We start from the raw sequence: 12,280 nt of genomic DNA, 5'->3' as shown, positions 1-12,280 counted from the left end.
CACCGGCTCACAGTTCGTGGCCGAGGACCGACGCCAGGTCCTTCACCAGATCGTGGGCCGCATCGGGGATGACCGTGCCGGGCGGGAAGACCGCGGCGGCACCCATGTCGCGCAGCGTCTGCACGTCCTGCGGCGGGATCACCCCGCCGACCACGACGGTGATGTCCTCGCGGTCCTCCGCCGCCAGCGCCTCACGCAGCGCGGGCACCAGCGTCAGATGGCCGGCCGCGAGGGAGGACACGCCCACGATGTGCACGTCCGCCTCCACCGCCTGGCGGGCGACCTCGGCCGGCGTCTGGAACAGCGGGCCGACATCGACGTCGAAGCCCAGGTCGGCGAAGGCCGTGGCGATCACCTTCTGGCCGCGGTCGTGGCCGTCCTGGCCCATCTTGGCCACCAGGATGCGCGGCCTGCGCCCCTCGGCCCGCTCGAACTCGGCCACCAGCGCCCGGGTGCGCTCCACACCGGAGGAGGGGCCCGCTTCGTCTCGGTACACACCGGAGATCGTACGGATCTGGCCGGAGTGGCGCCCGTACACCGACTCCAGTGCGTCCGAGATCTCACCGACGGTCGCCATCGCGCGGGCCGCGTCCACGGCCAGGGCGAGGAGATTGCCCTCCAGGCCCTCACCGGGGCCCGCCTTCGCCGCCTCGGTCAGCGCCCGCAGCGCGTCCTGGCAGGCACCCTCGTCGCGCTCGGCGCGCAGCCGCTTCAGCTTCTCGACCTGCTGCGTGCGCACCGAGGAGTTGTCGACCTTGAGGACGTCGATCTCCTCGTCGGTCTCCACGCGGTACTTGTTGACACCGATCAGTGCCTGGCGTCCCGAGTCGATCCGGGCCTGGGTGCGGGCCGCGGCCTCCTCGACGCGCAGCTTCGGGATGCCCGCGTCGATCGCCTTGGCCATGCCGCCGGCCGCCTCGACCTCCTCGATGTGCTGCCAGGCCCGCCGCGCCAGATCCTGCGTGAGCTTCTCGACGTACGCGCTGCCGCCCCACGGGTCGATGACCCGGCAGGTGCCCGACTCCTGCTGGAGGAACAGCTGGGTGTTGCGGGCGATACGGGCGGAGAAGTCGGTGGGCAGGGCCAGCGCCTCGTCGAGGGCGTTGGTGTGCAGCGACTGGGTGTGGCCCTGGGTGGCGGCCATCGCCTCGACGCAGGTACGGGTGACGTTGTTGAACACGTCCTGGGCGGTCAGCGACCAGCCCGATGTCTGCGAATGGGTGCGCAGAGAAAGGGACTTGGGGTTCGTCGGCTCGAACTGCTGGACAAGGCGCGCCCACAGCAGCCGGGCCGCGCGCAGCTTGGCGATCTCCATGAAGAAGTTCATGCCGATGGCCCAGAAGAAGGACAGCCGCGGCGCGAAGGAGTCCACGTCCATGCCGGCCGCCATGCCCGCGCGCAGGTACTCCACCCCGTCGGCGAGGGTGTACGCCAGCTCCAGGTCGGCCGTCGCGCCCGCCTCTTGGATGTGGTAGCCGGAGATCGAGATGGAGTTGTAGCGCGGCATCTTCTGCGAGGTGTACGCGAAGATGTCGGAGATGATCCGCATCGAGGGCTGCGGCGGATAGATGTAGGTGTTGCGGACCATGAACTCCTTGAGGATGTCGTTCTGGATGGTCCCGGCCAGCTTCTCGGGCGGTACGCCCTGCTCCTCGGCCGCCACGATGTAGAGGGCGAGCACGGGCAGCACCGCGCCGTTCATCGTCATCGACACGGTCATCTTGTCGAGCGGGATGCCCTCGAAGAGCTGACGCATGTCGTAGATCGAGTCGATCGCCACGCCCGCCATACCGACATCGCCGGTCACCCGCGGGTGGTCGCTGTCGTAACCGCGGTGGGTGGGCAGGTCGAAGGCGACCGAGAGGCCCTTCTGGCCGGCCGCCAGGTTGCGGCGGTAGAAGGCGTTGGACTCCTCGGCGGTGGAGAAGCCGGCGTACTGCCGGATCGTCCACGGCTGGTTGACGTACATCGTCGGGTACGGGCCGCGCAGATACGGGGTGATGCCCGGGTAGGTGCCCAGGAAGTCCACGTCCGCCAGATCCGCCTCGGTGTAGAGCGGCTTGACGTCGATGCCCTCCGGCGTCTCCCACGTCAGGTCCTCGACGCCCTTGCCGGTGGCCTCCTCGACGGCCGCCGCCCACTGCCCGGCGTCGCCCGGGCCCGCTGCGCCGGCAGCGACAGTTGCCGCGTCCGTCAGCTCGACCGTGCTGAAGTCCGGGATGGCGCCCGCCTGTTGCGTCGCGTCGTCCATCACGCCACCTCCATGACATCCAGGGCCGAGGACAGCACCTCGACCGCGTCGCAGCCCGCGAAGACGAAGGCGTCCACACCGGCCTCCACGAATTCCTCCCGGCGCTCGCCCGGCTTGCCCGCCAGGTGCACCCGCAGCGCTCCCGCCGACTTCAGCGCGGCCGCCACCGGGCCGGCCTGCTCGGCGTACACCGCGTCACTCGAACACACGCATGCGATGCCCGCGCCGCTGCGCCGGAACGCCTCGGCCACCGACTCCGCGTCCACCGAGGCGGGCTCCTGCACCGTCTCGATGCCGCCCGCCTGGAAGAGGTTGGCGGCGAAGGCCACCCGCGCGGTGTGCACCGCGGCCGGTCCCAGGGCGGCGAGGAAGACCTTCGGGCGGGCGCCGGTGGCCGCCAGATGCGCGTCCGACCGGGCCCGCAGGGTCTCGTACGCGTCGTCCCTGCGCACCCGAGGCAGTCCGCCGCCCGCCGGAGCGGGGGCGGGCTCGCGGTGCACGGCGGGCTCGGCGAGATGCGGGAACTCGCTGACTCCGGTGATCGGTTCTCGGCGGCGGGCGAGCTTCTCGGAGCGCTGCTGCCAGGTGCGCGCCAGACGCTCGGCGACCATCCCCGAGCGCAGCGCCGCGGCCTGGCCGCCGACGCCCTCGATCTCCTGGAAGAACGCCCAGGCGGCGCCGGCCAGTTCGTCGGTGAGGCTCTCCACGTACCAGGAGCCGCCCGCCGGGTCGATCACCTTCGACAGGTGCGACTCCTCCAGCAGTACGGACTGGGTGTTCCGGGCGATGCGTCGGGCGAACGCGTCGGACACGCCGAGCGCGGAGTCGAACGGCAACACCGTCACCGCGTCCGCGCCGCCGACGCCGGCGGACAGCCCCGCCACCGTCGTGCGCAGCATGTTCACCCACGGGTCCCGACGGGTCATCATCACCGTGGACGTGACCGCGTGCTGGCGCTGTGCGGAGGCTTCGGGCGACGCGCCGCACACCTCGGCGACCCGCGCCCACAGCCGGCGGGCCGCGCGCAGCTTGGCGATCGTCAGGAACTGGTCGGCCGTGGCGGCATAGCGGAACTCCAGCTGCCGGCAGGCCGTGTCGACGTCCAGGCCCGCCGCGGTCAACTCCCGCAGGTAGGCGACGCCGGTGGCCAGCGACGCGCCGAGCTCCTCGGCCGTCGAGCCGCCGGCCTCGTGGTACGGCAGCGCGTCCACGGCCAGGGTCCGCAGGCCCGGCGCTTCCGCGGCGCAGCGCGCGGCCAGCTCGGCGGCCGCGGCGAGGTGGGTGCGCAGCGCGCTGTCGTCGCCCGAGCGGGCCAGCAGGCCCAGCGGGTCGGCGCCGAGATTGCCGGACGCCGCGCCGAGGGGTACACCTGCCGCGGTGTAGAGGCGAAGCAACTCCTCGGCGGCCGCTTCGAAGTCGGCGCCGGCGTCCAGTACGACGGCGGCAAGGTCCAGGTAGACGCCCTGCAGCGCCTCGGAGAGGCCGGCGACCGGCACGCCACCGGCCCCGGCGGTCAGCCAGAGGGAGGTGACGCCGTTCTCCAGATCGGCGAGCACGGTTTCGTTGGCGCGGCGCGGGTCGGTGTGCTCGTGGCGCTGGCGTACGTCCCAGCCGGCCACGGTTGTGCCCTCCGGACGGCCGGCCCTTACGAACGGCGGGAAGCCGGGGAGGCCCACGGCGGCCGTCTGCTCGGCGGACCCGGAGGGCTCGGCGGTGTACAGCGGGCGGATGCGGATCCCGTCCTGGAGCTCGGTGGCGAGCGCGTCCTCGGCGGCGTCGCCCGCGGCATCGGTGACGCCCGATTTGCGCAGCACGCCTTCGACGAGGCGCTGCCACTGTTCTCGGTCCGCGTCCGGGAATGCTGCGGCCAGGGGGAGTTCGGGGGACTCGGCGGTCATGGCAGCAGGCTAGGCGAACGACCGTTAGCTGGAGCAGGGGCTCCAGCTGTGACCTTGCACTCTTTGACCTCGCGCTTGTCCGTATTCGGGTGGACATTCGAACCGAGGGGCCGGCGGGGCGGGCCCGGCCACCCGATCGTGTGGCGGGAGCGAGGGTGCCGCCTGAGTGATGCGGGGATCGACATTGCTCATAAAAGCCACCTAAGGTCACATCGTGCCCAATGCGGTCGGTTCGCTCCCGCCGTGATCGTCGGAGTGACGTCTCGGCTGCCTCGAGTGGTCACGCTGGGTTACCCCTACGGTCGATCCGTCACGCTGTGTCGGCGCGGCCCGAATACGTCGGCGGTGGGCGCACGACCGGGTAACGGGCGTGTCCCGCACGGATGTTGGCGCCCCTGTGCCACCGTTGCGCGAGCGCCGTGAAGCCAGGCGCCGGCCCGCGTCTCGCCGCTCGGCGCGCGTAACCGGCTGGGGCCGGCCGGCTCCGGATATTGGGCGCGGCACCCGACGGAGGAGCGGTATGTCCAGGCCGATCGCCCGCCCCGCGACCGCCGCGCTCCTGATCCTGTTGATGGCAGCCGCCGTGGTGTGGGCTCTGCCGGACGCCGCCCCGGAGCGCGGCCCGGCCTGCGCCGGACGTGCGGTGGCGTCCTGGTCGGCGGACACCGCGCACACCACCGCCTTCTCCCGTTACGGCGACGACAACACCCGGGTGGACGACTGGACCGGCGGCGACGGCACCCACTCCGTACGGCTCCCCGACGGCCGGACCCTCTGGCTGTTCTCCGACACCTTCCTCGACCGGATCCAGCCGCCGCCCAATCCCCAGGGACTGCTGCACCGTTGGCGTACCGCCGACCACGGCGGCACGCCCGTCCTCCGGCGCAACTCCGCCGTGCTGATGTCGCCTTCCGGCCGCCTGGAGCGGACCCTGACCGGCGGCAGCGGGGGCGCCGGGCCGTTCTTCCCCGATCCGCCGGGCGGCTGGCGGTGGCCGGTCCGCGCGAGCGTGGAGCCACGCACGCCGGGCGCGCGCGAGAAGGTCGTCCGCGTCCTGCTGTGGAACCGCGCCCCGGGGTCCGGCCCCTGGATCTTCGGCGTACCGCGCAGCACCGAGGTCGCCACCCTCTCCCTCCCCGGCCTGCGCCTGGAGAGCATCACCGAGGCCGTGGACCAGACATCCGTCACCGACCCGGACCGGCGCGTCCTCTACGGCGCGGCGTCGGTACGCGACGGTGCGTGGCGCTATGTCCTCGGCAGCGACGACCCGCAGGCATCACCCGCCTCCAGCGCCTATCTCGCCCGGGTCCCGGCCGGGCGGCTCGCCGAGCGCGACCGCTGGCGGTTCTGGGACGGCGCCCGCTGGCAGCGGCAGGCCGCGCGCGCCGCGCCGGTGCTGCGGGCCGGCGGCCGGCGCGGCGTGGGCAGCTCCTTCACCGTCGTCCGCGACGGCCCGACCTGGGTGCTGTTCACCATGGACACCGGCAGCGGGGGCGCAGCCGGCCTGGCCTCGCTCACCAGCTACTGGTCCTGCTCACCGCAGGGCCCCTGGCACGGTCCCCGGGGCCGCCTCACGCCGCCGCGCCCGTCCGCCGACAGCCCGCACGGTGGCGATGATGTCGCCGTCTACAACCCGCAGGTCCACCCAGAGTTCACCGCCTCGGGCAGGCTCCTGCTCAGCTACGACGTCAACGTGCTCGGCCCGCCCGGCGTGCCGACCGATGCCCGGCTGAACGGCGACGTCGGTCTCTACCGGCCGAGGTTCTTGCGCGTGCGGCTGGGGCCGGCCGGGCCGTGAAGCGCGGCGGCCCCGATTGCGATCAGCCGGAATCCTGCTGCCCGTGCCGCTCCCGCCAGACGCGGGCCACCTCGTCGATGTCGAACGGTGTGAGGTTCAGCGGCGGGCCTTCGAGGGGGGGTGCGCAGCGCCGCGCGGATCCGCTCGTTGACCGGCGACAGGATGCGGCGCAGCGCGGTCTCGGTGGGGGCTCGGGACGCCGTTTCCAGCGCGTCCTCGGCCTCCTTGCGCAGGACGAGCGTCGGCGGGAGGTACGAGAGGTTCTCGCGGCTCATCTTGTCCTTGACCCACCACAGCTCGTCGTACGGCCGGTCGAGCTGGGGGAGCGGCTTTCCGGCGCCGGGCAGGTCGGCGAAGTCGCCCCGCTCCGTCGCCTCGCGGATCTGCCTGTCGACCCAGGTCTCGAAGTCGACGCCGGGGGGTTTGCGCTCGGTCATCGCGTGATTCTCCCGAGGTTCAGGGCCGTCCGATCCTCTTGGCCCGCGGGTGCCTGCTTTCACCGTAGCGCGGGCGGGCGGATCGACGGCTCCCGCCCGGCACCGCGCCACCGTCGCGAGGTCGGGCTTCCGTCGGCTCCACGCCTCGGCCCGGCCCCGGATCACCCGGGCCGCGTCTCCGTGGGGGTCGGCTGGACGACGGGGAAGGCGTTGTTGCCGCCGCACACCATGGGGCCGACGCGGACGCCCGCGCCCACGAGCGTCACCGTGACCTGGCCGGGCGGCTTGTCTCCGGGCACGTGGGCGTTGGCCGCCGTGCACACCAACTGACTGAGGGAAGCGGAGTCCAGCAGCTTCGCGTTCATCGGCAGCGTGATCTCGACGGTGCCCTGGCGTGTGCCGGCGGTCAGCCGTCCCGGGAACTCCGGCAGCACGCTGGACAGGCCACGCTGACGCTCGGCGTGGTTCGGCCCGTCCATCAGCAACCGGATCGCCTCCTCCGGGTCGGCAGGTGCCTTCGCCGGGCGGGTCGCGGAGCGCAGCCCGGACTGCCCGTAGAAGAACAACTGGACGTCCGCCTCGGGCTGGCCCGGATCCTTCACACCGACCGCGGGCGCACCCGCGTCGATGACGTCCGTGGTCGCCACCCCGCAGCCCGACAGCGCGGCACCCAGCAGCCCGCTGAGCACGATCCGCCGGGCCCGTACGGAGGTCAGGGCGTCGAGGGCGTTCATCCGTCGCTCTCCTTCCCGGCCGGGGGGCCCGCGGCATCCGGGCCGCCGACCACGGCGCTGCCCACCGCCTCGGGGCTGTCACCGGACGCCACGGCGGCGGGTCCGGTCCCGTCCTCGCCCGCGTCCTCGTGGGCATCGGCCCGATCGCCGGAGGGCTCGCCGTTTCCGACGTCATGGCGCAGCGGCAGTTCCACGGTGAACACCGCTCCGCCCTCGGGGGAGTTGGCGGCACGGACCGCCCCGCCGTGCAGCCGGACGTTCTCCAGCGCGATGGCCAGCCCCAGGCCGCTGCCCTCCGACCGGGCACGCGCGGAGTCCGCCTTGTAGAAGCGGTCGAAGACATGCGGCAGAACCTCGGGATCGATGCCGGGACCGCTGTCACGGATCTCGATGAGCAGCCGGTCCGCGCCGGCCTCCGGCGTGCGCAGCAGCACCCGCACCGGCTCGCCGCCGTGGTGCAGGGCGTTGCCCACCAGGTTGGCGACCACCACATCCAGCCGGCGCGGGTCCAGCCGCGCCCGTACCCCGTCCGGAAGTTCCGTGGACACCCGCTCCCGCCAGGCCCTGGCCTGCAGTGTCTTACGGATCGTCTCGGCGACGTCCACCTCGTCGAGATGCAGCGACGCGGCCCCGGCGTCGAAGCGCGAGACCTCCATGAGGTCCTCCACCATCCGCGCCAGCTTGCCGGTCTCCTGGCTGATCAGCCGGACCGCGGAGGCGGTGTCCGGGTCCAGCGATTCCGCGTCCTCGTCGAGGACATCGGTCACCGCGGACATCGCCGCGAGCGGCGTCCGCAGCTCGTGCGACACATCCGCCGCGAAGCGCCGGGCGTTGGCCTCCAGCCGCCGCAGCTCCGCCATGCTCTCCTCCAGCCGCGCGGCCATGTCGTTGAACGACCGTGACAGATCGGCGAGTTCGTCGGCCCCCTTCACCTCCAGCCGGGTGTCCAGCCTGCCCTCCGCGAGTCGCCCGGCGGCCTGCCGCAGACCCCGCACGGGACGCAGCACACCGCGCGCCGCGAACAGCGCGGGGATCACCGCGAGCGCCAGCACCGGCAGCGCGCCCCGCTGTGCCGCGCTCACCAACGCCTCGACATTGGACTCCTCGGCGTTCAGCGGAAGCTGGGCGTAGACGGACAGGGCGGAGGCGTCACCGTCGGACTGCCGGACCGGCATCCCGATCAGCAGCCACGGTGCGCCGTCCCGCTCGACCCGCTGAAAGGCCGGGACATGGCGCTTCTCGACCGACTCCTTCAGCTCGGCCGGCACCACCACGTCCCGCCGCAGGCCACCGCCGCTGTCCGACACACCGCTGTAGTGGACGGAGATGTCCCAGTCCCGGGACTTGCCGGAGCGCTCCAGCTGGACCCGGAAGAAGTCCAGATCCGACTGCGACGGCGGGACCGGCAGCTCGGGCGCGAGCGAATTGATCTGCTCCCGCAGATCGTTGACGGCGATGTCCTGGGAGCGTTGAAGGATGGCGTTGCGTGCCTCGCGGTAGGTCAGCCCGGCGGTGGTCAGCGCGCTGACGGCCGCCACCAGCAGAAAGGCGACCACGAGCCGCGCCCGCAGCCCCCGCAGGAGCTGGGGGCCGCCCCGCCGCAGACGGGGGAGGGCCGGCGCCAGGCGGCCGACGTGGTTCACAGCGGTCCGAAGCGGTAGCCGAAACCGCGCACGGTCTGGACGTACCGGGGGCTGCGCGGGGTGTCCTCTATCTTCGTGCGCAGCCGCATCACACACGCGTCGACCAGCCGGGCATCGCCGTGGTAGCTGTGCTCCCAGACGTGTTCGAGGAGCTGCTGGCGGCTGAAGACCTGGCCGGGCGTGGCGGACAGGAACAGCAGCAGCTTCATCTCCGAAGGCGCCAGTGCCAGGTCCTGGCCCGCCTTGGTGACGACCAGGCCGGCCCGGTCGACGGCCAGTTCGCCGTACGTCTCGACCGGGGCGGGCCCCGGGTCGGCGGCGGGACCGCCGTCGGCGGGCAGCGCGGTGCGGCGCAGCACCGCGCGGATCCGCGCTTCGAGAACCTCGCCGCGGGCGGGCTTGACGATGTAGTCGTCGGCGCCGGCCTCCAGCCCGAGCACCACATCGAGGTCGTCACCGCGCGCGGTGAGCATGATGATCGGCAGCTGCCGGTCGGCGCGGATCAGCCGGCAGATCTCGAAGCCGTCCTTGCCGGGCAGCATCAGGTCCAGCAGGACGATGTCGGGGCGGAAGCCCGGCAGGACCTCCATCCCCTCCTCGCCGCTGGCCGCGGCAGCCACGTCATGGCCGCGCCGTCGGAGCGCGAGGCTCACCCCGTCGCGTACGGCAGCGTCATCCTCGATCAGAAGTACCCGTGGCATGGGAACAAGTATCGGAGAGATACATGATGGATCCGTAACAGGGGTGGAATGCCCGTACTGCGAGCAGTTGCCCGGACGTGCGTCGCGGTGTCACGCCGGTCCCGGTCACGCCGCGCCGAAGAGTTCCGCCAGGCCGCGGTCGACATCGAGCTGCATCTGCTCGGACCCCTCGGGCACGGCCTCGTAGGAGCGGGCCAGGAACCGCCGGACGTCCGCCGTGCGCATCTGGACCATGGCGACGCCCTCCTCGGCGTGGAACTCCATCACGGTGCGCTCCTGGCCGGCCGGCCGTACCCGGACATCGCCCCGCCCGGCCGGGCCTCTCAGCCCCTCGGCGAGCAACTCGCGGGCGAACGCCCAGTTCACCGCGGCGCCGTCCAGGGAGATCTCCGGCGGGAAGGACATCCGCACCGCGAGCGGATCGGACGGCTCGTAGCGCAGCACCGCGGGCACCGCGTGCGGGCCTGGCGCGGTCGCGATGAGACGGACCTGGACGGCTTGGTCGATGGCACTGGGCATCGCGGCTGCTCCCTCACGGCGGTCGGGTCTTGGGCGTGACTCATCCAGTAGGACGCAGTGCCCGCTCTCGCCGTGCACGCGACGGGTGTGTGATCTATGTCATGAAAGGCATCCTCGGGCCGATCCGGGGTAACGCACTGGGCCGGCCGACGGCTGGAGCCCCTCCGTCGGCCGGCCCCTGGTGCCCCCACCTGGCATCGGGTAACGGGCATCGCTCTTCAGTCAAGGGGCGGTCAAGGGCGTGGCTGCTCCAGGAACTCCTCGATGATTCCCGGGGCGGCCGCAGCCGCGAAGGCCGGTGCCTCGGCGGCCGAGAGGTCCGGGATGCGGTAGCCGTCCTCACCGGCCGCGACCGCAGCGGTGAGCGTGACGAGTCCGGCCCGGCGAGTCGCGGGCGAGGTGGTGAACGTCCACGCCACGACGGCCTTGCGCTCAAGGGCGAGGGTGTCCCGGCTGAAGGTGCCGGAGCGGGTCACCAGCAGGCCGCCGCGTATTCCGTGGCCCAGATTGCGGTACGCGTCCCGGGCCAGCCACAGCACGAGCGGCGTGCTGACCACCGCGTAGATCCAAGCGCAGTGCAGAAGTACGGGGGTGAACGCCACCCCCGTCCCCGCGAGCAGGGCCGTGCCGGGCAGCACCGCGTACAGCACGCCACGCACCCGGCGTCGGCGGAGCGCGGCGCGCGGGTGCGGCGTGAGCGGGGCCGGTGACGTCAACTCCGTGTCGGGGAGCGGCATGCGCAGGGCGCCGCGCGCCACACGCAGTGCCTGTGGCCGGGGCGCGGGCGGCAGCATCACGCTGCGCCGGCGGTTCTCCTCACGGTTGCCGAGGCCACCCGCGACGGCGCGGACCGTGGCGCCACCGCCGGCTCGCAGCAGCAGCGGTTCGCGGAGCAGCACGCCGCGCAGCCGGTCCTGCTCGATGGTGACCGAGCGGGTGGTGAACAGGCCCCGGTGCACCCGCAGTGTGCGGGCATCGGCCCACTCCAGGCGGTAGTTCCACCAGTTCTCGATGTAGAGGGCGACCGCGCCGACCGAACCGAGCACGAGGACGCCGAGCAGCGCGGCCGGAATGGTCAGCCACAGTATGCCGGCGCCGAATTCGCTGAACGCCCGCTGGACGAAGCCGATTTTCCACGGCTCGATACCCATCCCGTCGAGCGCGCGGTAGAGCGAGCCGACCGCCACGAACACGCCACCGACGACCCAGAAGGTCAGCGGCGCGTACCGCAGCCAGCGACGGCTGACGCGGGCAAGTACCGGATCCGCGGTGCCCGCCTCCACATCGGCACGTGCGAGCAACTCGGCCTGCAGCAAATGTGCTTGATTACGCGTCAGGGAGTCGAGGCGCAGCTCGCCGCCGGTGTCGCCGGAGCCCGCCGTGCCGGCCCGCAGCACGGTCACGCCCAGCAGCCGGTGCAGCGGGGAGGCCGTCAGGTCGACGGTGCGGATGCGGTGCAGCGGCACGCTGCGCAGCCGTCGGGTCAGCAGTCCGGTGCGGACCTCGAAGGAGTCGGGGGTCACGCGGAAGGCCGTGCGGCCCCAGCGCACCAGGCCGATGGCGGTGATCACGGCGAAGGACGCGGCGATGGCGGCCAGGCTGATCCAGGCCCTGGAGCTGATCCGCCCGCCGGTCGCCAGGGCCGTCAGGGCCAGTGAGCCGAGCGGCGCGGCCATCCAGCCGCAGTGCACCAGGAGCGTGCGCGGGTCCAGCCGTCGCCACTGCGGGGTACCGGGGGGAGCGGTGAGGCCGGGGGTTCCGGTCGGGGCGCTCATGCCGCGTCACCCGGTACGTCCTGGGCGGCCTCGCCGATCCGACGGGCCAGCTCCTCGGCGTCGGCGTCGCAGAGCCCGGCGATCTTTATGTCGCCCGCGGTGGAGGCGGTGGTGACGGTGACGGTGGCCAGGCCGTAGCGCCGCTGCACGGGGCCGCGCAGGGTGTCGACGGTCTGCACCCGCGACAGCGGCGCGATCCGCCGCTTCTGCCAGAACCAGCCCCCGGCCGCGTAGACCGCGCGGTCACCCAGCTCCCACGCGTGCACCGCGTACCGCCGGCGCGGCATGACGGCGACGTACCAGACCGCCGGCAGCACCAGGGTGACCAGCAGCAGCGGGCCGAGCCAGGGCAGCGCGCCGGGGAAGAAGAGCAGGCTCAGGACGGCCAGTGCGAGCGCCGTCAGCAGCATCGGGCCGCTGAGCGTCAGCCACGCCTGGACGGTCCACCAGTGGCGGGCGCGCGGGTCGACGCGATGGCGGGGTGGGCGCAGGCGCGGGGCGGCGCACTCGGACATCAGGGATCA

The 12,280-nt window shown here is 72.8% G+C and carries 9 protein-coding genes and 1 pseudogene; 1 reads left to right on the top strand and 9 read right to left on the bottom strand.

All coding sequences use genetic code 11. From position 1 onward, the window contains the following. Positions 1–7: 7 nt before the first annotated feature. Positions 8–2,251 carry a methylmalonyl-CoA mutase gene (gene scpA, locus QOM21_RS07140; RefSeq protein WP_407548894.1) on the bottom strand — a complete coding sequence of 748 codons (2,244 nt, stop codon included), beginning with the start codon at positions 2,249–2,251 and terminating at the stop codon, positions 8–10. After that, positions 2,251–4,149 carry a methylmalonyl-CoA mutase family protein gene (locus QOM21_RS07135; RefSeq protein WP_407548893.1) on the bottom strand — a complete coding sequence of 633 codons (1,899 nt, stop codon included), beginning with the start codon at positions 4,147–4,149 and terminating at the stop codon, positions 2,251–2,253. The genes scpA and QOM21_RS07135 overlap by 1 nt, the downstream gene beginning before the upstream one ends. Before the next feature lie 520 nt (positions 4,150–4,669). Between QOM21_RS07135 and QOM21_RS07130 the strand changes: the two genes are divergently transcribed. Further along, on the top strand, positions 4,670–5,947 hold the full coding sequence (locus QOM21_RS07130; RefSeq protein ID WP_407548892.1) for a hypothetical protein: 1,278 nt from the start codon (positions 4,670–4,672) through the stop codon (positions 5,945–5,947). A gap of 22 nt (positions 5,948–5,969) precedes the next feature. Here QOM21_RS07130 and QOM21_RS07125 read toward each other — a convergent pair. The 7 genes and pseudogenes from QOM21_RS07125 to QOM21_RS07095 all read right to left on the bottom strand — a co-directional run bounded on the left by QOM21_RS07125 (position 5,970) and on the right by QOM21_RS07095 (position 12,271). After that, positions 5,970–6,384: pseudogene (locus QOM21_RS07125) on the bottom strand (DUF1992 domain-containing protein). A 161-nt stretch (positions 6,385–6,545) separates the two neighbouring features. Continuing rightward, entirely contained in the window at positions 6,546–7,118 is a 573-nt protein-coding gene (locus QOM21_RS07120; RefSeq protein ID WP_407548891.1) for a hypothetical protein, read from the bottom strand. Continuing rightward, the gene (locus QOM21_RS07115) at positions 7,115–8,761 is read right to left on the bottom strand and encodes an ATP-binding protein (RefSeq protein ID WP_407548890.1); all 1,647 of its coding nucleotides are present in this window, start codon (positions 8,759–8,761) and stop codon (positions 7,115–7,117) included. The genes QOM21_RS07120 and QOM21_RS07115 overlap by 4 nt, the downstream gene beginning before the upstream one ends. After that, positions 8,758–9,462, bottom strand: coding sequence for a response regulator (locus tag QOM21_RS07110; protein ID WP_407548889.1), 705 nt, complete (start codon positions 9,460–9,462; stop codon positions 8,758–8,760). The genes QOM21_RS07115 and QOM21_RS07110 overlap by 4 nt, the downstream gene beginning before the upstream one ends. Positions 9,463–9,567: 105 nt before the next feature. Beyond that, on the bottom strand, positions 9,568–9,981 hold the full coding sequence (locus QOM21_RS07105) for an SsgA family sporulation/cell division regulator (RefSeq protein ID WP_407548888.1): 414 nt from the start codon (positions 9,979–9,981) through the stop codon (positions 9,568–9,570). A 233-nt stretch (positions 9,982–10,214) separates the two neighbouring features. Beyond that, positions 10,215–11,756 (bottom strand): PH domain-containing protein, encoded by a 1,542-nt coding sequence (locus QOM21_RS07100; RefSeq protein ID WP_407548887.1) that lies wholly within the window; start codon positions 11,754–11,756, stop codon positions 10,215–10,217. Next, a complete protein-coding gene (locus QOM21_RS07095; RefSeq protein WP_407548886.1) occupies positions 11,753–12,271 on the bottom strand; it encodes a PH domain-containing protein in 519 nt (172 codons plus the stop codon). Before QOM21_RS07095 ends, QOM21_RS07100 begins: the two co-directional genes overlap by 4 nt. Positions 12,272–12,280 lie beyond the last annotated feature (9 nt).

Origin of the sequence: Streptomyces sp. Pv4-95 (assembly GCF_045782725.1) — a bacterium.
Taxonomy (GTDB): domain Bacteria; phylum Actinomycetota; class Actinomycetes; order Streptomycetales; family Streptomycetaceae; genus Streptomyces.
Note: the sequence above shows the minus strand (reverse complement) of the source record. Positions and strands in the feature narration are given on the sequence as shown.